General features: G+C 62.1%; 19 protein-coding genes. 13 read left to right on the forward strand and 6 right to left on the reverse strand.

From position 1 onward, the window contains the following. Positions 1 to 10: 10 nt before the first annotated feature. The 8 genes from murD to lpxC all read left to right on the forward strand — a co-directional run bounded on the left by murD (position 11) and on the right by lpxC (position 9414). Positions 11 to 1417, forward strand: a complete 1407-nt coding sequence (gene murD, locus FKL89_RS04445; RefSeq protein ID WP_156861628.1) for a UDP-N-acetylmuramoyl-L-alanine--D-glutamate ligase — start codon at positions 11 to 13, stop codon at positions 1415 to 1417. Next, on the forward strand, positions 1414 to 2676 hold the full coding sequence (ftsW, locus tag FKL89_RS04450) for a putative lipid II flippase FtsW (protein WP_156861629.1): 1263 nt from the start codon (positions 1414 to 1416) through the stop codon (positions 2674 to 2676). Before murD ends, ftsW begins: the two co-directional genes overlap by 4 nt. Further along, complete coding sequence (murG, locus tag FKL89_RS04455) at positions 2673 to 3803, forward strand: undecaprenyldiphospho-muramoylpentapeptide beta-N-acetylglucosaminyltransferase (RefSeq protein WP_156861630.1); 1131 nt, start codon at positions 2673 to 2675, stop codon at positions 3801 to 3803. The genes ftsW and murG overlap by 4 nt, the downstream gene beginning before the upstream one ends. Continuing rightward, positions 3800 to 5203 (forward strand): UDP-N-acetylmuramate--L-alanine ligase, encoded by a 1404-nt coding sequence (murC, locus tag FKL89_RS04460; protein WP_156861631.1) that lies wholly within the window; start codon positions 3800 to 3802, stop codon positions 5201 to 5203. The genes murG and murC overlap by 4 nt, the downstream gene beginning before the upstream one ends. Further along, positions 5193 to 5924, forward strand: a complete 732-nt coding sequence (locus FKL89_RS04465) for a cell division protein FtsQ/DivIB (RefSeq protein WP_162527394.1) — start codon at positions 5193 to 5195, stop codon at positions 5922 to 5924. Before murC ends, FKL89_RS04465 begins: the two co-directional genes overlap by 11 nt. Continuing rightward, a complete protein-coding gene (ftsA, locus tag FKL89_RS04470; protein WP_238363484.1) occupies positions 5921 to 7135 on the forward strand; it encodes a cell division protein FtsA in 1215 nt (404 codons plus the stop codon). The genes FKL89_RS04465 and ftsA overlap by 4 nt, the downstream gene beginning before the upstream one ends. Before the next feature lie 83 nt (positions 7136 to 7218). Further along, positions 7219 to 8397: a cell division protein FtsZ gene (gene ftsZ / locus FKL89_RS04475; RefSeq protein ID WP_156861634.1), complete on the forward strand. Its 1179-nt coding sequence runs from the start codon at positions 7219 to 7221 to the stop codon at positions 8395 to 8397. A 159-nt stretch (positions 8398 to 8556) separates the two neighbouring features. Then, the gene (lpxC, locus tag FKL89_RS04480) at positions 8557 to 9414 is read left to right on the forward strand and encodes a UDP-3-O-acyl-N-acetylglucosamine deacetylase (RefSeq protein WP_156861635.1); all 858 of its coding nucleotides are present in this window, start codon (positions 8557 to 8559) and stop codon (positions 9412 to 9414) included. Positions 9415 to 9617: 203 nt separating this feature from the next. On the opposite strand, the gene FKL89_RS04485 is transcribed toward lpxC, so the two are convergent. Further along, complete coding sequence (locus FKL89_RS04485; RefSeq protein WP_156861636.1) at positions 9618 to 10085, reverse strand: hypothetical protein; 468 nt, start codon at positions 10083 to 10085, stop codon at positions 9618 to 9620. On the opposite strand from FKL89_RS04485, the gene FKL89_RS04490 reads away from it, so the two are divergent. The 5 genes from FKL89_RS04490 (at position 10086) to FKL89_RS04510 (ending at position 16554) form a co-directional block, all read left to right on the forward strand. Next, positions 10086 to 10997 carry a M23 family metallopeptidase gene (locus FKL89_RS04490; RefSeq protein ID WP_156861637.1) on the forward strand — a complete coding sequence of 304 codons (912 nt, stop codon included), beginning with the start codon at positions 10086 to 10088 and terminating at the stop codon, positions 10995 to 10997. A 150-nt stretch (positions 10998 to 11147) separates the two neighbouring features. Continuing rightward, positions 11148 to 13871, forward strand: coding sequence for a preprotein translocase subunit SecA (gene secA / locus FKL89_RS04495; RefSeq protein WP_156861638.1), 2724 nt, complete (start codon positions 11148 to 11150; stop codon positions 13869 to 13871). An 84-nt stretch (positions 13872 to 13955) separates the two neighbouring features. Further along, on the forward strand, positions 13956 to 15194 hold the full coding sequence (gene argJ, locus FKL89_RS04500) for a bifunctional glutamate N-acetyltransferase/amino-acid acetyltransferase ArgJ (RefSeq protein WP_156861639.1): 1239 nt from the start codon (positions 13956 to 13958) through the stop codon (positions 15192 to 15194). Positions 15195 to 15232: 38 nt separating this feature from the next. Continuing rightward, a complete protein-coding gene (locus FKL89_RS04505; protein ID WP_156861640.1) occupies positions 15233 to 16111 on the forward strand; it encodes an ATP-binding protein in 879 nt (292 codons plus the stop codon). Positions 16112 to 16146: 35 nt separating this feature from the next. Continuing rightward, positions 16147 to 16554, forward strand: coding sequence for an NUDIX domain-containing protein (locus FKL89_RS04510; protein WP_272953732.1), 408 nt, complete (start codon positions 16147 to 16149; stop codon positions 16552 to 16554). A gap of 163 nt (positions 16555 to 16717) precedes the next feature. Here the strand turns inward: FKL89_RS04510 and FKL89_RS04515 are convergent, their stop codons facing one another. The 5 genes from FKL89_RS04515 to FKL89_RS04535 are packed head-to-tail and all read right to left on the reverse strand — an operon-like array spanning position 16718 to position 20491. Beyond that, a complete protein-coding gene (locus tag FKL89_RS04515; RefSeq protein ID WP_156861642.1) occupies positions 16718 to 16903 on the reverse strand; it encodes a DNA gyrase inhibitor YacG in 186 nt (61 codons plus the stop codon). A gap of 24 nt (positions 16904 to 16927) precedes the next feature. Beyond that, positions 16928 to 17722, reverse strand: a complete 795-nt coding sequence (zapD, locus tag FKL89_RS04520) for a cell division protein ZapD (RefSeq protein WP_156861643.1) — start codon at positions 17720 to 17722, stop codon at positions 16928 to 16930. After that, positions 17719 to 18378, reverse strand: coding sequence for a dephospho-CoA kinase (gene coaE, locus FKL89_RS04525; RefSeq protein ID WP_156861644.1), 660 nt, complete (start codon positions 18376 to 18378; stop codon positions 17719 to 17721). The genes zapD and coaE overlap by 4 nt, the downstream gene beginning before the upstream one ends. A gap of 14 nt (positions 18379 to 18392) precedes the next feature. Further along, complete coding sequence (locus FKL89_RS04530; protein ID WP_156861645.1) at positions 18393 to 19235, reverse strand: prepilin peptidase; 843 nt, start codon at positions 19233 to 19235, stop codon at positions 18393 to 18395. A gap of 8 nt (positions 19236 to 19243) precedes the next feature. After that, positions 19244 to 20491 (reverse strand): type II secretion system F family protein, encoded by a 1248-nt coding sequence (locus FKL89_RS04535; protein WP_156861646.1) that lies wholly within the window; start codon positions 20489 to 20491, stop codon positions 19244 to 19246. Between the last annotated feature and the right edge of the window lie 34 nt (positions 20492 to 20525).

Here is a 20525-nt window from a genome sequence, read left to right on the forward strand (position 1 = left end):
AAGTCGTCACTTGTTCCAGTGCGCGCAATCCACAGCAACGGTCGTCGGCCTCGGCGCGACCGGGCTTTCGCTCGCGCGCTTCCTTAGCCGACGAGGCGCGGTGGTCACGGCGGTCGATAGTGAGGAATCACCGGCGGCACTGGTGCAGTACCGGTCAGAGTTCCCGGCGGCGAAATTCGTGACGATGGACTTCGCGCGTGATCGGCTACCGGCTTCGGATCTGATCGCGCTGTCGCCAGGCGTGCCGCGAGCAAGTTTCACAGTACGCAGCGCTATAGAGGCTGGCACACCGGTAGTTGGCGACATCGAGCTGTTTGCCCGCGAAGTTCCTGATGGAGCGCGCGTGTTTGCGATTACCGGATCGAACGGGAAGACAACGACGACTGCGCTGGCGGGTGAACTCGCGCGTACCGTCGACGGCGGGGCTCGCGTCGCCGGCAACATCGGCATTCCAATTCTTGACGCCCTGGCCGAAGCTCCCGATTGCCGGACATGGGTGCTGGAGTTGTCTAGTTTCCAGCTTGAATCGACGGTGTCGCTGAAGACCGAAGCTGCGGCTGTCATCAACGTCACTCCGAATCACCTGGACCGCTACCCAAGTTTCTTTGCTTACGCGGCCTGCAAGGAACGGATTTTTGGCGGTGCCGAACGGCAAGTGATCAACCGCGACGACGTCTGGTCGGCCAGCATGCGTCGTACCGACGTCGCAGCCACGACCTTCGGTGCCGGACGGCCGTTGACGAAGCAGGACTACGGCCTTGACATCGCCGGACCTGAAGGTCAACTGCTGCGGGGCTCCCAGTCAATCATTGCCATGGCCGAACTGGGCATACCGGGCGCGCATAACGCACAGAACGCGCTCGCGGCAATGGCGCTCATGGACTCACTCGCAGTCACGCCGTCCGACTGTCAGCGCGTCCTGCGCAGCTTTCGCGGCATGCCACATCGCTGCCAGGCGGTTGGCGAGATTGATGGCGTGCGTGTGATTGATGACTCGAAAGCCACTACGATTGTGGCGACCGTTGCTGCGCTGGATGGCCTGGCAACGCCCACCTGGCTGCTCGCAGGTGGCGACGGCAAAGGGCAGGACTTTGGAGAACTTGTCCCGGCTGCCGCGCGGCACTGCCGCGCCGTGCATCTGATCGGCAAGGATGCCGACGCAATCGCCGCTGCGCTATCGGCCAGTGGCGTGCCGTGGCGGAAATTTGCTTCACTTGACGATGCGGTCGCTGCTGCGCTCGATGGCGCCCGGGCGGGAGAGCAGTTGCTGCTTTCCCCGGCCTGTGCGAGTTGGGACATGTTCCGCAACTTTGGTCATCGTGCCGAGGTGTTCGTGCGCGCGGTCAGCGACTGGGCGGCGTCGCGCGGTCGTGTGCTGACATCGCCGACATCGCCGAAGCGGGGCACTGCATCATGAGCGTCGCCACCATGTTCACCGGCGTTACTGAGCGCATTGGCGCAAAACTGCCGTGGCGTAGCGACGGCCGAAGCGCTTCGATGCGGCCGTTATCCTCGTCGGGTGGCGCGCTGGCCGAGTTTGACGTGGCACTGGTGTGGGTCGTTGCCTTCCTCGTCGCCATCGGTCTGCTGATGGTCTACTCGTCCTCCATCGCCAGTGCGAGCGAGAGCCGTTTTACCCGGGGTTCGGCGTCGTACTTCCTGCTGCGGCAATGCATGTTTGTGGTGATCGGCGCGGTGCTTGCGCTGTTTGTATTCGACACGTCGTTGCGAACCTGGGAGCGGGTCGCACCCATCGTGTTCATCGTGGCCTGTGTGCTGATTGTTGCCGTGTTGATCCCCGGTATCGGACGCAAGGTCAACGGGGCGCGGCGCTGGATTCCGCTGGGGCCATTCAGTCTGCAGCCGTCCGAGCTGATGAAGTTCGCAATGATTCTGTTCGCGGCGCGCTACGCCGTGACCAAGGCAGCCGTAATTCACGCCGCACAGCCGATCAAACAGAGTCTGGTGAACGGCCTCGGCCCGTTCCTGCTGATCGCGCTCGCCGTCAGCGTGGTGCTGTTGCGAGAGCCCGATTTTGGCGCGACGCTGGTGGTCTTGAGTACCGGGCTGCTGATCCTGTTCATGGCTGGTCTCGATCATCGTCTGGTGCTGCCGGTCGTGGTGGTGGGCCTGGTGGCTGCTGTGGCACTGGTGTGGTTCGAACCCTACCGGCTGGAGCGTTTCTTTGGCTTCATTGATCCGTGGAAAGAAGAGTTTGGCTCCGGCTATCAACTCACGCAATCGTTGATGGCGATTGGTCGTGGTGGCGTGTTCGGTCTTGGCCTTGGCGCCGGTGTTTCGAAGCACTATTACTTGCCGGAAGCCCATACCGACTTCATTCTGGCGGTGACGGCAGAGGAGCTAGGCCTGCTCGGTGTCGCCGTGGTGATTGGCGCCTACGCCTGGTTGACGTGGCGGGCGTTTGCCATCGGTCGCGAAGCACGCCGTCTCGATCAGCCCTTCGCCGCATTGGTGGCGCAGGGGATTGGCACCCTGTTCGGCATCCAGTCGCTGATCAATATTGCGGTGAACATGGGCTTCGCTCCAACCAAAGGGCTGACGCTGCCGCTGATGTCGTACGGCGGCAGCGGCATGATTGCGAGCCTCGTCACACTGTCCGTGTTGCTGCGCATTGACTGGGAAAACCGTCGCCTGGAGCGGGGGTTCAAGGTATGAACGCCACTACCGCGCAACCGCCGCACCTGCTGATGATGGCCGGCGGCACCGGCGGCCACATCTTCCCCGGCCTTGCCGTGGCGAGGGCCATGCGCGAGCGTGGCTGGCGCGTGTCCTGGCTGGGTACGCCCACCGGCATGGAGCAAACGCTGGTGCCGCAGGACATCTTCCGGCTGCACTCCATTGCCTTTGAAGGGATCGTTGGCCGCGGCCTCAAACCGAAGCTGCTATTGCCATTCCGCATGCTGCGTGCCTATCGCGAAGCCAGGCGCCTGCTGCGTGAGATCAAGCCGGATGTGGTCATTGGCATGGGCGGATACCCGACCGTGCCAGGTGGTCTGGCGGCGGCCCGTATGGGCATTCCCCTGTTGATTCACCAGAGTGACGCAGTGGCCGGTCTCGCCAATCGCATGCTGGCACGCTTTGCCGATCGGGTGCTCACGGGCTTTGCGTCCGTCTTTGCCAATGTCGGCGACAAGCGCGTGGTGACAGGTAACCCGATTCGCAGCGAGTTCACTCACTTTGCCGATCCAGCGACCCGCTTTGCCGGCCGCTCCGGCCCGCTGGCAATCCTGCTGATGGGTGGCAGCCGTGGCTCCGAGGCAATCAACGCGATGCTGCCCAGTGCGCTTGAATTGCTTGCCGCTGATGCCCGACCTCGCGTGGTGCACCAGGCCGGTCGGGGGGCGAGAACATCGACTGAGGCGAAATATGCGCGGGTGGGCGTGGACGCGAGTGTGATCGAGTTCATCGATGACCCGGCCACGGCGCTGGCCACTTGCGACATATTCATCGGACGCAGCGGCGCCAGCACAGTGTCGGAGCTCGCCGCACTGGGTGTTGCATCGTTGCTGATTCCGTACCCTCATCACAAGGACCAGCAGCAACTGCATAACGCCGAAGTGCTGGCGAGCGCAGGGGCGGCGCAGATTCTCGAACAACCTGCATTGACCGCCGAAAAGCTGGCCGCTGCCATCTCCTCGTTAACCCGTGATCGTTGCCTGCAAATGGCCTGCGCGGCCTTGACCGTTGCCAAGCCGGACGCCACTGCCGCCATCTGCAACGTGATCGACTCATTGCTGCCCGCAGCGATGCGCGAAGCTGCAACGCAAGGGAGTGCCGCATGAAGTTCCGCATGCAGAAGCTGCACTTCATCGGCATCGGTGGCATTGGCATGAGCGGTATTGCCGAAGTGCTGCACAACCAGGGCTATCTCGTCAGCGGCAGTGACGCGGCAAATTCAGCGGTGCTTGAGCGCCTTGCCTCGCTGGGTATTCGCACAGCTGTCGGTCATCGCGCCGAAAATCTGCAGGACGCCCAGGCGGTGGTAATTTCATCCGCCATTCCGGAAACGAATCCCGAGGTGGTTGCCGCGCGCGCAGCCAAGTTGCCGGTGGTGCCGCGTGCCCTGATGCTCGCCGAGCTGATGCGCATGAAGCGTGGCATCGCCATCGCGGGCACTCACGGCAAGACGACCACCACCTCGCTGGTGGCGAGCGTACTCGCCGAGGGTGGCCTCGATCCCACCTTCGTCATTGGTGGCCGCCTGCTGGCGGCCGGTTCGAACGCACGGCTCGGCACCGGTGAGTTTCTGGTGGCGGAGGCCGATGAGTCCGACGCGTCCTTCCTGCATTTGTCGCCGACGCTGGCGGTGATTACCAATATCGACGCTGATCACATGGAGACCTACGGTCACAGCCTGGAGCGTCTGCAGCAGGCATTTGTCGATTTCGCCCACCGATTGCCGTTTTATGGCTCGCTCTACGCCTGTATTGACGATCCCGGCGTCGCGTCGGTGTTGCCGAAGATTGCCAAGCCGATTGTGACCTATGGGCTCACGGCAGAAGCTGACATTCGCGCGACCGACGTCACGGCTGATGGCGTCAGCATGCGCTTCGCCGTCCACCGTGCGGGTCGTCCGCCGCTTAAGGTCGCCGTTCGCGTGGCCGGGTTGCACAATGTGCGCAACACGCTGGCCGCAGTGGCCATCGCGCAGGATCTGGGTGTCAGCGACGACGCCATCGTCCGGGCACTGGCTAACTTTGGCGGCGTTGGACGTCGCTTCCAGCGTTTTGGCGTGGTCACGCACCAGAGCGCGAAATTTGAACTGATCGACGACTACGGGCATCATCCGGTGGAGCTGCGCACGACGCTCGCCGCTGCCCGGGCTGCTTTCCCGGGGCGCCGACTGGTGCTGGCCTTCCAGCCGCATCGATTCACCCGCACCCGCGACCTCTTCGAGGATTTTGCATCGGTGCTCTCGGAGGTCGATGTGCTGCTGCTGGCTGAGGTGTATGCCGCGGGTGAAGCGCCGATCGTCGCGGCCGACGGGCGAGCACTGGCGCGCGCGATCCGGCTGCGTGGTCGCGTAGAACCGCTGTTCGTGCCGGACATCGCAGAAATGCCATCGTTGATCCTGCAGACAGTGCAGGACGGCGACGTGGTGATGACGATGGGTGCCGGCTCCATCGGCAATGTCGCGCAAAAGGTGGTGCAGGCCAGTAGCGGAGGCGCCCATGTGGTCTGACCCGCAATCCATCAATCGCTTCGCGCTGGCGATGGGCGCGCTGGCGTCGCTGGCACTGCTGTGGTGCGCGGTCACCTGGGCGGGTTCACGCGGCATGTTTGCGCTGCGGCAGGTACGAGTGGTGGCACCACTGGCCGAAGTGGACACTGGGGTACTGGAGTCGGCCATTCGTACCGACCTGCGCGGCACCTTCTTCTCTGTTTCGCCGCAGCGTGTACGCACCACGCTGCGTAAACTCCCTTGGGTGCGCGACCTGACCGTGCGCCGCCGCTGGCCGTTTGCGCTCGACCTCGACATCGAGGAGCATCGGGCGGTCGGCTATTGGGGTGACAACGATTTGCTGTCTGAACGCGGCGAGGTGTTTCGTGCCGGCTCCAAGGCGCCGATGCCGCGCTTTGATGGACCGCCGGGCAGCGCGACCGAAGTGCTTTCCCGTTATCGCGAGGCGCGCTCTGCGCTGGCCGCGCATGGTCTTGATATCAAGGCCTTTGCGATGTCACCCCGTGGCGCCATCACGCTGACCACGGGGAACGACATGCAGATCGAATTTGGTCGCGAGCACTACCAGGATCGACTGGCTCGTTTCGTCGCGTTATACGGCGCCTGGCCGGCAAGTTTCCGCTCCGGTCTCGCCCGTATCGATCTGCGCTACAAGGCGGCGGTTGCGGTGGCGCGCAATGGTGCCGCGCTCAACGTGGAATCACAGAAAGGTCAATCGTGAGCGAGCTGATCGCAGCGCTGGACATCGGCACCTCCAAGGTCGTGGCCCTGGTTGCCGAGCTGGACGCCGAGCAGAAGATCAATGTCATCGGTTTTGGCGAGCAGCCTTCGCTCGGCCTGCGTAAAGGCATGGTGGTGGACATTGACGCGACCACCAACACCGTTGCCGCAGCGGTGCGCGAGGCGGCCGCGATGGCCAATTGCAAGATCAGCAATGTCTATGTCGGCATCGCTGGTGCCCACATCCGCAGCCTGAATTCAAGCGGCATGGTGGCGATGAAGGACAGCGAGGTCACCGAGGCTGACATGGAGCGGGTGATCGAGACGGCGAAGGCGATCGCGATCCCGAACGATCAGGTGGTGCTGCACACGCTGCCGCAGGAATACATCATCGATGGTCAGGAGGGTGTGCGCCGCCCACTGGGCATGAGTGGCCGCCGCCTGGAAGTGAAAGTCCACATCGTGACTGGTGCGGTCTCGGCTGCCGAGAACATCGAGAAGTGCGTCCGCCGCTGTGGCCTCAACGTGCAGGAGCTGGTGTTGCAACCGCTGGCGTCAGCCGCCGCGTGCCTCACCCGCGACGAGATGGAGATTGGCGTCGGCCTGGTCGACATCGGTGGCGGTACGACCGATTTCGCGCTGTTCACGGGTGGCGCCATCCGCCACACGGGTGTGATCCCGGTGGCCGGCGACCAGATCACCAACGACATTGCGATGGCTCTGCGCACACCGAGCAAGGAAGCGGCAGACATCAAACATCGCTATGCCTGCGCTCTGACCAAACTGGTTGAGCCCGAGGAGTTGATTGAGGTGCCCAGCGTTGCCGATCGGCCGGCGAAGTCAATGCCGCGGCACATGCTGGCGGAGGTGGTGGAGCCGCGCGTCGAGGAGCTGTTCCAGTTGGTGCACGAGCAGATCAAGCGATCGGGGTTTGAACCGCTGCTGCGCTCTGGCATCGCTCTCACCGGCGGCAGCGCAATGCTGCCCGGCATGGTGGAGCTCGGCGAAGAGGTATTCCACATGCCGGTGCGGGTGGCAGTGCCGGACTATCGCGGGCCGCTGAAAGACGTACTGGCGGCGCCGAAGTACGCCACCGCGATCGGCTTGTTGATGCATGGTCGCGACCAGCTGGCCAAGCAGGCGGTGCTGCGTCGCCGCGAGTCCGCCGCGGCCGGGATGTTTGCGAAGTTGCGGGATGCGTTTGGTTTGTAGCTTGAGTGTGATGACGGTTGGACGAGTCGGAAAGTTACGTAAGCGTTGAGTTTTGGTTTTGTTTGCCTTGAAGGAGCGAAAGCATGTTTGAGATCGTTGATGAAAAAAGGGATGGCGCGGTCATCAAAGTGATCGGCGTTGGCGGCTGCGGCGGCAACGCTGTGGAGCACATGATCAACAAGGGGGTCGCCGGCGTCGAGTTCATCGCCGCCAACACCGATGCCCAGGTGCTCGACCGCAACCCGGCGCCGAAGCGCATTCCGCTCGGTGCCGAGCTGACGCAGGGCCTGGGTGCGGGCGCCAAGCCGGAAGTCGGCCGCGATGCCGCGATGGAATCAAAGATGGCCCTGCAGGAATCGATCCGCGGCGCCGACATGCTGTTCATCACCGCAGGCATGGGCGGCGGCACCGGCACCGGTGCTGCTCCCGTTGTGGCGCAGCTTGCCAAGGAGATGGGCATTCTGGTGGTCGCCGTGGTGACCAAGCCGTTCCGCTTTGAGATGCAGAAGCGCGAACGCGCGGCGCAGGCGGGTGTCGATGAGCTGCAGAAGCACGTCGATTCGCTGATCGTGGTGCCTAACGAGAAGCTCATCCAGGTGCTCGGCCGCAATGTCTCACTGCCCGCTGCCTTCGCAGCATCGAACGATGTGTTGCACGGCGCCGTCGCGGGCATCTCGGAGATCATCAACAAGCGCGGCCTGGTCAACCGCGACTTCGCCGACGTGCGCACCATCATGTCCGAGCTTGGCATGGCGATGATGGGCACCGCAACAGCCAGCGGCGAAGAGCGCGGCAAGGCGGCGGCGATGGCTGCGATCAAGAGTCCGTTGCTCGAAGATGTGGACTTGCAGGGTGCGCGCGGCGTGCTGCTCAACATCACGACGTCGAGCAATGTCGAACTGGGCGAGCTTTATGACGTCACCGACACTGTCGCCGAATTTGTCTCGGCGGACGCGACGGTGCTCTGGGGGCACGTCATCGACGACGAAATGGGCGACGAGATGCGCGTCACCATGGTGGCTACCGGTCTCGGTGCCAAGCGCAAGATGCAGGCAGTGCAGGGTGGCGCAGCCGCCGCGCCACGGCTGGAGATCCCGACGTTGCGTACCGGCACCGACAACCTGGGTGTAGCCACCGAGGCGGCGCCGGTCACGGCGGGTATCGAGGTTTCTTACGACGAGCCGACCTTCGTACGCAATCCGGGTCGCAACACCGCGCGTTCGCTGGAAATTCCGACCTTCCTGCGCAAGCAGGCCGACTAGGCCCGCGGCCCTGCGGCAGCGCGCCCGGAAACGGGGGCGCGCCTCTCTGCGGCACTCGCACGTGTCCCCCCATCGTGCGGGTGCCGCAGTCCTGCCGGCGCAGATTCGCTCCCTGTGCCGGTCGGGTGAGCCGCCGTACGGCCCCCTATACTTGCGGCCATGCCGAAGCAACATACGGTCGCGAGCGACGTCACTGCCACAGGAGTCGCGCTGCACTCCGGTGTTCGCGTCCAGATCACCCTCAAGAGCGCGCCGCCCGATACGGGCATCATCTTCCGTCGCACTGATCTCAATCCGCCCGAGGACATCCCGGCCCGTGCCGAGCTGGTCAAGGAAACCCGGCTAGCCACGACGCTGGTGCATGGTCAGGCCAAGGTCGCCACCGTCGAGCACCTGCTCGCGGCCTGCGTTGGTTGTGGCGTTGACAACGCGATCATCGAACTCGACAACCTCGAAGTGCCGATCATGGATGGCTCGTCGGCGCCGTTCGTCTATCTGATCGAGCAGGCTGGTGTAGCTGAACAGGAGGTAGCCCGTCGCTACATCGAAATCCTCGAACCGGTACGCGTCGAGATGGGCGACAAGTTCGCCGAGCTGTTGCCGAATCCGCACTTTGAGGTGGATTTCACCATCGACTTTTCGCACCCGGCAATTCCCGACGACCAGTGCCGGGTGCGCATGAAGCTGGAGGACGAGGACTTTCTCTCGCACATTAGCCGGGCGCGCACGTTTGGCTTTGCCTACGAGGTGGAAACCCTGCGCTCAATGGGGCTGGCGCAGGGCGGCAGCATGGAAAACGCCGTAGTGCTGGACGAATACAAGGTGCTTAACCGCGAAGGGTTGCGCTTTGCCGACGAGCTGGCGCGGCACAAGGTGCTCGACGCAGTGGGCGACCTGTTTTTGTTGGGGCACCGGGTACGTGGCAAGTACCACGCGTTCAAGTCCGGCCACGAGCTGAACAACAAACTTTGCCTGGCGCTGCTGGCGAAGCCTGCCGCCTGGCGTTACGCGACCTAGTTGCAGCAGACATCAGCACTTACAGCTTTTCGCCAAAACGGCTTCCAGCTAAGGCGTGGCGCGTTGAAAGTGCCCGAGTCGATTCCTGGCGGTTTCGGCGTCCAAGCCCTTTACAGACGGCGCTTAGCGAAAAAAGTTGATGGTCGAAAGTCAGCTCGATGAGGTCCGTGGCGATTGTTGGTGCGGCCTCGCTAGCTTGCAACCTAGCCGCGGTCCAGCGTTCTCGCCAGTTTTCGCATGCTTGTTTGCAAGCGCTCACTCGACATTTGGTCCGCTGCTGAATTGAGTTTGCGGCCGGCGTTGGGGCTCGGACGCACGCGAACGGTGCGCCGAATTACCGCAGTTGATTGCGCCCTCAGCGAAATTTCGCTAAATTTCAAGCCCTTACGGCTCAGATTGGTCAGCATTTCGGCGTTCAGCAAGCGCGCCAGATGTGCGGCTTCAGGGGAATCGACCGTGAGACTCAGTGTTGAGCCCGAGGCAGTAATCGCCACCACAAAGCGCTTCAGACGCTCCGGCACCGCTTCCATCAGCACGTCGTTTTGACGGCCACCCTCGCGGGCGTGTCGCAAAGCAGCGCCCAGTGCGGGCATGCGATCCAGAAATTGGGCGAGGCCCAGAGGTCGCGGATAGAGCGCCGACGCAGAGCGCGGTGAGTTGAGGAATTTCACGTGCAGATTATCGTTGTTTCAAGCGACTTCCGGAGCAAGCGAACGCTTTCGGTCGGCATTCCGCAGGTCATCGGCCTCGGTTTTGCCGGGTTGGTGGCGCTGGCGCTGACCGCCACCCTTGCCAATTACCTGTCGCTCAAATACGCCGCCACCAGCAACCATCCGCTGATTCGCGGCATCCTGCTGGCTGACCAGCACGCCGAGGCCAAGCAGCGCCAGCAGCAGATTCAGGACAACATCAACAGTCTCGCCGTCAAGCTGGGCGAGATGCAGGCACACATGCTGCGGCTGGATGGTCTCGGTGAAAAGCTCGCCAAGGTGGCGGGCCTGAAGCCGCAGGAGCTGCCCAGCGCCACCGCCAATGCCGGGCGCGGCGGCGCGGCCACAGCGGGTGCGCCGCTGTCGATCGACGATTTCACCAAACAGCTCGGCGAACTCAGCAAGGGCGTTGACGTCAAGGCCGACCAGCTGTCGGTGCTCGAGGCCCTGCTGGTCGAAGGTAGCGCGCAGCGCAAGTTCCTGCCGACCCTGCCGCCGATTGAAAACATCAATTACACCTCGAACTTTGGTTATCGGATCGATCCGTTCAACGGCCATCAGACCTTCCACGAGGGCGTGGATTTCGCCGCCGAGACGGGAACCACGATCAATGCAGCCGCCAGCGGCAAAGTGATTTATGCAGATTTCCATCCCGCTTACGGCAAGAGCGTCGAGATCGACCATGGCAATGGTCTCGTCACCCGCTATGCCCACGGCTCTGAACTGCTGGTCAAGGAGGGCGATCTGGTCGTCCGCGGCCAGCGCATCTCGCGGGTCGGCTCCACCGGCCGCTCCACCGGGCCGCATTTGCACTTCGAAGTGCGGCTCAATGGCGTGCCGCAGAATCCAGCCCGCTTCCTCGCCGTCCGCTAAAGCTGCATCCCGCTGGCTTCGCCCGGATGCGGGCGTCGGCTTAAAATCATTGGTTTCGCCCGCTGCGGCGGTGTCGGCACGGTTGTGCCCGATGCCGTCTAGCGGGCATCGTCACATCTGCCGTCCGTACGCCGGGCGCGTCTTCACATCATGATCGACAAATTTCTAAAAACGATTTTCGGCAGCCGCAACGACCGGCTGCTCAAACAGTATCGCGGCCAGGTCCACAAGATCAACGCCCTTGAAGACGGCCTGAAATCCTTGTCCGACGACGAGCTGAAAGGCAAGACAGCGGAGTTCAAACAGCGCGTTGCCAATGGCGAGCCGCTTGACGCGCTGCTGCCTGAGGCGTTTGCCGTTGTGCGCGAGGCGAGCACACGGGTGCTGGCGATGCGCCACTTTGACGTGCAATTGATCGGTGGCATGGCGCTGCATCAGGGCAAGATTGCCGAAATGCGCACCGGTGAGGGCAAGACGCTGATGGCAACGCTGCCGGTGTACCTCAACGCGTTGGCCGGCAAGGGCGTGCATGTGGTCACCGTCAACGACTACCTGGCCAAACGCGATGCCGACTGGATGGGGCGCATCTACCGCTTCCTGGGCATGAGCGTCGGCACCATTCTGTCGCAACAGGACAATGCGTCAAAGATCGCTGCCTACGCAGCCGACATCACCTACGGCACCAACAACGAGTACGGTTTCGACTACCTGCGTGACAACATGGAATACGCGGTGGCGGACCGCCGTCAGCGCGGGCTCAACTACGCCATCGTTGACGAGGTTGATTCCATCCTGATCGATGAGGCACGCACGCCGCTGATCATCTCGGGTCAGGCCGACGACAACATCGAGATTTACTACAAGATCAACGAGCTGGCGCCGAAACTGACGCGTCAGGCCGACGAAAAGTCTGCCGGCGACTACCACGTTGATGAAAAGGGCCGTCAGGTCTATCTGTCGGAAGAAGGCCATGAGCATGCCGAGAAGCTGCTCGAACAGATGGGCATGTTGCCCTCCGGATCCAGCCTCTACGACGCTGCCAACATTTCGCTGATGCACCATGTGTACGCCGCGCTACGCGCCCATGCGCTGTACAACCGCGACGAACACTATGTTGTGCAGGACGGCGAAGTGGTCATCGTTGACGAATTCACCGGCCGCCTGATGTCGGGGCGCCGCTGGAGTGATGGTCTGCATCAGGCAGTGGAAGCCAAGGAAGGCGTGCCCATCCAGCGCGAGAACCAGACGCTGGCCTCGATCACCTTCCAGAACTACTTCCGCATGTACGGCAAGCTGGCCGGCATGACCGGTACAGCAGACACTGAAGCCTACGAATTCCAGCAGATTTACAACCTGGAAACAGTGATCATCCCGACGCACCGCGACATGGTGCGTCGCGATGAGAATGATCTCTTCTTCAAGACGACGGCGGAGAAGTACGCAGCTGCCGTGCACGACATTCGTGACTGCTACGAGCGTGGCCAGCCGGTGTTGGTCGGTACCACTTCGATCGAGAACTCCGAGTTGATCTCGGCGATGCTGACCAAGGAGAAGTTGCCGCACCAGGTGCTCAACGCCAAGCAGCACGAGCGCGAGGCGCATATCGTGGCGCAGGCCGGTCAGCCGAAGATGATCACCATCGCCACCAACATGGCCGGTCGAGGCACCGACATCGTGCTCGGTGGCGCGCTCGAACCCGAGTTGCGCGCCATCCGTGAAGACGAATCGCTGACACCGGAAGCGCGCAAGGCGAAGATGGACTCCGTCGAGGCTGAGTGGAAGAAGCGTCATGAAGAGGTTCTTGCCTCCGGCGGCTTGCGCATTGTCGGTACCGAACGCCACGAATCGCGTCGCATCGACAACCAGTTGCGTGGCCGTGCTGGCCGTCAGGGCGATGCAGGCTCCAGCCGCTTCTATCTGTCGGCCGAGGATCCGCTGATCCGCATCTTCGGCGGCGACCGCATGAAGAACATCATGACCCGCCTGCGCATCCCTGATGGGGAGCCGATCGAGGCGGGCATCATGACGCGCCAGATCGAAAAAGCGCAGTTGAAGGTCGAGTCGCGCAACTTTGACATCCGCAAGCAGCTGCTTGAATACGACGACGTTGCCAACGACCAGCGCAAGGCGATCTACGAGCAGCGTAACCACCTGCTGGAGCATGCCAACGTCAGCGACACCGTGCGTGACATGATCGGTGGCTGGGTCGAAGACACCGTCAATATGCACGTGGCGCCGGAAAGCACCGAGGAACAATGGGACATTGCCGGCCTGGAAGCGGCGCTGCATGACGTGCACGTGCCGGTCAGCATCGCCGAGTGGCAGAAAGCGTCGCCCGATCTTGACGACGCTGACATCCGCGAGCGCTGCAAGACCGCGGCGCTGGAAGCCTATGACAGCAAGCGCAAGGTCGCGGGCGAGGATGTGTTCAGCCAGTTTGAGCGCAACATCCTGCTGCAGATCATGGATACGCAGTGGCGCGAGCATCTTTCGAATCTCGACCTGCTGCGCCAGGGCATCCACCTCCGCGGCTATGCGCAGAAGAATCCGAAGCAGGAGTACAAGCGCGAGTCGTTCGAGATGTTCGGCCAGATGCTGGACCGCTTCCGTGGCGACGTCGTACGTATTCTGCTGACTGTACAGGTTCGCACCGAGGCTGACGCGCAGGCGGTTGAGCCGCATGCAGCATCGCAAAACGTGGCCTACCAGCATGCCGGCGTCGATGGACTGACAGGCGAAGAGTCGTCCGCAGCATCCGTTGGCGGTAGCGGCAATCAGCCGGTGGTCAATCAGGGGCCGAAGGTCGGTCGCAACGATCCCTGCTGGTGTGGCTCGGGCAAGAAATACAAGCATTGTCACGGGCGACTCGACTAGTCGCTGAGACCAACATCGCATAATTCAAGGCTCGTTCAGCGTGACTGAACGGGCCTTTTTTCTGAACCATACGTTTTCATCACCATGCCTGTTGCCTACGCCGCGCTTGATCCCGCTCTTGCTCACCCGGTTGCCGGGGTGCGCTTCGCCGCCGTGCAGGCGGGCGTGCGCAAGGCCAACCGTTATGACTTGCTGCTCGCCCAGTTCGACGAAGGCACAGCGGTGGGCGGGGTGTTCACCCAAAGCCGGTTTGCTGCTGCGCCGGTGCAGGTTTGCCGCGAGCACTTGCTGGTGGGAAGCGCCATTCGCGCGCTGGTGGTGAACACCGGGATTGCCAACGCGGCCACCGGCGAACTCGGGCTGACCAACGCACGGGCGAGCTGCGCGAGTGTGGCCACGGTGCTCGGCGTCGCTGCCAATCAGGTGCTGCCGTTCTCCACGGGGGTGATTCTCGAACATCTGCCGATGGATCGCATCAGCGCGGGCATCAATGCGGCGGCGGCCGAGATCAAGGCTGGCAAGCTCGCGGCCTGGGATCGCGTGGCTCAGACCATCATGACCACCGACACTGTCTACAAGCTCGCGAGCGCGCAGGCCACTGTGGGGGGCAAGACAGTCAACGTAACCGGCATCGCCAAAGGGGCAGGCATGATCCAGCCCAATATGGCCACCATGCTGTCATTCATCTTCACCGATGTGGCGATCGACGGCGCGTTGCTGCAACCGCTTGCACGGCGTGTCGCGGACCGCAGTTTCAACCGCGTCACTGTGGACGGTGACACGTCCACTAACGACAGCTACATCATTGCCGCGACCGGTAAGGCAGGCAACGCAACCATCACCTCACTGGATTCAACGGACGCTGCTGCGCTGATCGCTGCGCTGGAAAAGGTGAGTCTCACGCTGGCGCAAGCTATCGTGCGCGATGGCGAGGGTGCGACCAAGTTCATGACGATAGCGGTCAGTGGCGGTCGTGATCCGGCTGAATGCGACCGCATCGCACGCGCTGTCGCCCATTCGCCGCTGGTGAAGACTGCATTCTTCGCCAGCGATCCGAACCTGGGCCGCATTCTCGCGGCTGTGGGCTATGGCGCGCCGGCAGACCTGGATCCATCAAAAGTGACGGTTCATCTGAATGACGTACTGGTCGCCGAGCGTGGTGGTCGCGCTGCGAGCTACCGGGAAGAAGACGGTGCCCTGACGATGAAGAATCACGACATCACGGTTGCCATTGACCTCGGTCGGGGCAACGCATCGCAAACCGTCTACACCTGCGACTTCTCGTACGACTATGTGAAGATCAATGCGGAGTATCGGAGCTAGACGTGGGCGTGCGGACAAATGCTGCGGAGACTGACGGGGTGAATACAACAGAGCCGTCGTCGTTGGCGCTGCTCGGCCGCATCGCGTCCGCCCTCGAACGCATCGCACCGCCGCCACGCGAGAAGCCCGACTTCAAGCGACATGTGGCGGCGCGCTGGCGCGTCTCCGGGGCGCTGAAGTATCTCGAAGCGGTGCAGCACGTGCATCACATGGATGCCGACTGGCTGGTTGGCGTCGAGGCGCAGCACGCACAGATTGATCGCAACACGAAGCAGTTCGTTGCCGGCAAACCGGCCAATAATGTGCTGCTGACGGGCTCGCGTGGTACTGGCAAGAGCTCGCTGGTCAAGGCGATGCTGTCGCGTTACGCGAAGCGTGGTCTGCGCCTGATCGAAGTCGAGAAGGAGCATCTCAATGACATGCCCGACATCGTCGACCAGATTGCTGACGAGCAGTATCGCTTCGTCCTGTTTTGCGACGATTTGTCATTCGATCAAGGCGATGGCAGCTACAAGGCGCTGAAGGCTATCCTCGATGGGTCCATCGCGGCGGCAACGCCGAACGTGCTGCTCTACGCGACCTCGAATCGCCGCCATTTGCTCCCCGAATACTTTCACGAGAACGAAGAGACGAAGTACGTTGGGGAGGAAGTGCATTTCGGCGAAAGCATTGAGGAGAAGGTGTCGCTCTCCGAGCGCTTCGGGCTCTGGATTTCGTTCTATCCGTTCTCGCAGGAAGACTACCTCGCAGCAGTGGGTTCATGGGTCGGGCAACTGGGTGCTACGGTGCCGGTGGACGGCAAGAAGCATGAGGCGTTCGAGCGTGACGCCCTCAACTGGGCGCTGCAACGTGGCTCTCGCTCCGGGCGTGTGGCGTATCAGTTTGCGCGCGACTTTGCCGGGCGCGGCGGCAAGTGAGTGCGCCACGCTTTGATCCGTCAGACAGTCGGCCGTTGACCCGAGTCGCCGTGGCGATCATCGAGCGCGTGGTCAATGGCGAGTATCAGGTGCTGTTCGCGCAGCGTCCCACTGGAAAGGCTTACGCCGGCTACTGGGAATTCCCCGGCGGCAAGATCGAGGCGGGCGAAACTGTGATCGATGCGCTGATCCGCGAGATTGACGAGGAGCTCGGCATTCACATTCGCTCGGCGACGCAGTGGCGCAGCGAACGCTTCAGCTACGAACACGCTCACGTCGAATTGAACTTCTGCCGGACGATGGACTGGGCCGGCGAGCCGCACAGCCGCGAAGGGCAGGCGTTTGCCTGGCAATCTCCGGCCGCGATTGCTGTCACGCCGCTGTTGCCGGCGTTGCACGCGCCGGAGAGCGGCGTGCTGGTAGGTTTGCAGCACCATCGATAGTATTGGCTTTTTGCGCGAAGCCGCATTCAATCAGGGCTTACATGCGCAATTGACAAAAAGTCGACTTCCGGAGAAAAATCGTTCTCAGCCCGTTGCCGTCGTCATCCTGAAAAAAAGCTGATCGAACGTTGTCAACTGCGGCGGCGGACGTTGTCTGCTTCGCTCAGTCGGGCTTGGGCGAAACCGCTGGCTCGTAGTCTGGCGGCTCGGCGTGGGCGATGCGGTATTCGTCATTGGCCCAGGCGCCCAAGTCCATGTGTTTGCAGCGCTCTGAGCAGAATGGACGGAACCTGTTTTCGGCAGACCAAGGCACGGCTTTCTGGCAACGGGGGCAGGCGACGGTTTTCACGGCGAATGGGCGATGACGACTTGCTCAGAGCGCACAAAGCGCCATGCGGAATGGAATGCTGCGTGCGGTAACGACCGCGCGACCGCTGCTCTGGAAGTGTCCAGCGTGTTCCAGGAAGCGCACGTTCACGGTGTATTTGTTGGCGCTGACTTCGGGCACGACGGCATGGCCGGTATCCACCTCTACGCGCGCCAGCAGGGGCGGCCGCGGACTGGTCAGTGCGCGGTGGAAATTGCCATGGTGCGCCGTTTCGGCGGACATCTGACCGGATTCACGCAGCAGTCGAAGTACCAGTACCACCGCCTCTTCGAGCGGAGCTAACGGATCCAGCCAGAACTTAAGCGCATCGCGCCGCTCATATTCACTGCGCTGCAGCCAGCTATGAAGCATCGGCAACTCAAACGAGCAGGCGCCACCGGGGCTGGTCGCGCGCTGGCGCACTGCTTGCAGCCATTCGCTCTCGCGCAGGTGCTGGCCGATCTTGCCAATCTGGCCGTGCAAGTCATGAATCACGGCATCCATGTCGGCCAGAAACTCGGCAAGCGCTTCGCGTGCCACCTCGGGATTGTCGAGCTGGGTGCCCCACACACTGCGCTGGCGGTCCAGCTCCTGCAGCAGATCGGTCTTGAGATCGCTGCGACCGGCGGTGTCGACGATATCAAACAGACTCAAGAGCGCGCTGCGATGGTCAATACTGTCGCGGCGCGCGGCGAACACGCGGGTCCGCGCAAACAGTTCTTCCAGGCGCAACCAGGTGCGCGCCCGTTCGCTGAGCGGACACTCAAAGGCAAGCACAGCAGCGGTTGCCGATCCGCTCATGGCGACAACGCGCCGACCGGGGCGCCTGTCACTGCGAAGCGACGCCCGGCATTGGCCATCAGGACTCGATGCAGGGCATCGACCTGCCTCGCCAGTGCCTCGCGATCATGCTGGTTGTCAATGATGAACTGCGTTCGCAGCATTCGCTCACGTCGGGGCATCTGGGCTGCGATGATGTTGCGCACGGTCACCTCTGGCACCCCGCGCGTGGCGCTGACGCGCCGGACCTGAAGCTCCTCATCGACATCGACCAGCATGGCGCAGTCGATGCGCTCCGCATAGTCCTTCGATTCAAACAGCAGTGGCACCATGTGAATCACGTAGGGGGCTTGCCGTGCATAGGTAGAACGCATTGCGTCGTCGGTTGCCGTACGCACCAGAGGGTGCACTATCGCTTCAAGGCGGCGCCGTTCTGCAGGTTGAGCGAAGACGCGTTCACGAAGTGCCTGTCGATCAAGGACACCATTGTGTGCGACGCCCGGAAATGCGTCGGCAATCGCGGGTAGCGCATCTCCTCCAGTCGCGGTCAAATGATGCGAGATGGCATCAGCGTCAACGACATATACGCCGTGCGCGGCAAACATTGCGGCTGCGGTCGACTTGCCGGAGCCGACGCCACCGGTGAGACCAACGACAAACGGGCCGCTACCAGGCATCGCTACTGGCGCGATCAGAAGAGTTGCCGCAGCAGCGGACCAAAGAACAGCGTGATGATGCCGGCGATCGCGAGGTACGGACCAAAGGCGATCGCCGTGTGCCGTCCCTTCTTCTGCACCAGCAGGATGGCGATACCAATTACCGCGCCAACCACCGATGACACTAGCAGCAGCATGGGAAGCGCTTGCCAGCCAAACCAGGCGCCGAGCGCTCCGAGCAGCTTGAAGTCACCATAACCCATGCCTTCACGTCCGGTAACCAGCTTGAACAGCCAGTAGACCGACCATAGCACCAGATAACCTGCCGCAGCACCGATCACGGCATCCGGCAAGTGCGCGAACATCGCGAACAGGTTGACCAGCAGGCCAAGCCACAAGAGCGGCAATGTCAGCTGGTCTGGCAGTAGCTGGGTATCGAGATCGATGCCAGTCAAGGTGACCAGCGCTGCACAGAACGTCATCGCGGCGAGCGCCTGAAAGGTAAACCCGAAGTGCCAGGCGCATGCAACGAACAAGGCGGCTGTCGCCGCTTCAACCAGCGGGTAGCGGGCGCTGATGCGGGTCCCGCAAGCGCTGCAGCGGCCGCGCAAGGCAAGCCAGGAAATGATTGGGACATTTTCCAGGGCGGTGACGGCGTGGCCGCACTGGCCACAACGTGAACGCGGGACGACCAGATTGAATCGCTCGCGCGGGGCGGGCTCATTTCCCTGGGCATCGGCAAGTTCATCTTGCCAGGCGTGTTCCATCATCACCGGCAAGCGGTAAATGACGACGTTCAAAAAACTGCCGATGAGCGCGCCGAACACGCCGGCACAAATCAGGAACAGCCAAGGCTCCTGTGCGAAAAGTGCCTGCAAGTTCGCTCCTATACCACCTGACCGAGCTTGAAGATGGGCAGATACATTGCGACAACAATCGTACCGATAACCACACCCAGAAACACGATCATGATCGGCTCTATCAGTGATGACAATGCACTGACGGCATCGTCTACTTCACGCTCATAAAAGTCTGCGACTTTCGACAGCATGCTGTCCAGTGCACCCGTTTCTTCGCCGATACGGGTCATCTGCAGCGCCATGTTGGGGAACACGCCGGTATCTTCCATCGCAACCGTCAGCGCGGTGCCAGTAGATACGTTGTTCTGGATCCGCTTGGTGGCGTCGAGAAACACCTGGTTGCCGGACGCGCCGCCTACTGCCGTTAGTGCATCAACCAAGGGCACGCCGGCCGCAAACATCGTCGCCAAGGTTCGCGTCCAGCGGGCCACGGCCGCCTTTTCGAGAATTTCGCCCAGCACTGGCAGCTTGAGAGACATGCGATCGACCGTGTGCTTGATCGCAGGTACGCGCTTCCAGAGATAAGCGAGGATCATGAACGCCGCGACCGGAATGACCACCACGACGTACCAAAATTTCACAAACCAGTCAGACATTGCCACGACGACGTTGGTCAACCACGGCAAGTCGGCACCGAAGCTGGTGAACACCTGCTTGAAGCTGGGAATCACAAACCACATGATGATCGCGACAACGACAGTCGCGATGACAATAACGATCGCGGGGTAGAACAACGCGCTTTTGATCTTGCCTTTCAGCGCAAGGATTTTCTCCTTGTACATCGCGAGGCGATCAAGAATGGAGTCGAGAATACCGGCCTGCTCGCCGGCACCTACGAGGTTGCAGTACAACTCGTCAAACTGCATCGGGTGCCGCTTGAACGAAGCCGCAAGGCTGTTGCCGGTCTCGATGTCGCCTTTCACCTCAAGGAGGAGGCGCGACAGGCGATTGTTGCCCGTACTCCGCGCTGCAATGTCAAAGGCCTGTAGCAACGGCACCCCTGCCCGGGTCATTGTCGCGAGTTGGCGGGTAAAGAGCGCGATTTCCTTTTCGCTGATCTTGCCGCCGCCCTTGAAGGTCTGCTTTTTGATCTTGCCGACCTTGATACCCTGGCGTCGCAAGGCGTTGGCGACGACGGTTTCCGACGCAGCACGCATTTCGCCGCGCACCTTCTTGCCAGCGCGATCAATGCCTTCCCACGAGTACATACTCGCCTTGACTTCGGGGCGTGTGGGACGAGCAGCTCGTGCCGGGGTTTGCGCGGCGGTTGCCATGGGCTAGTTCCTCTTCAAATGTTTCCGTTGCAGG

The sequence above is a fragment of the Casimicrobium huifangae genome (genome assembly GCF_009746125.1).
Lineage (GTDB): Bacteria > Pseudomonadota > Gammaproteobacteria > Burkholderiales > Casimicrobiaceae > Casimicrobium > Casimicrobium huifangae.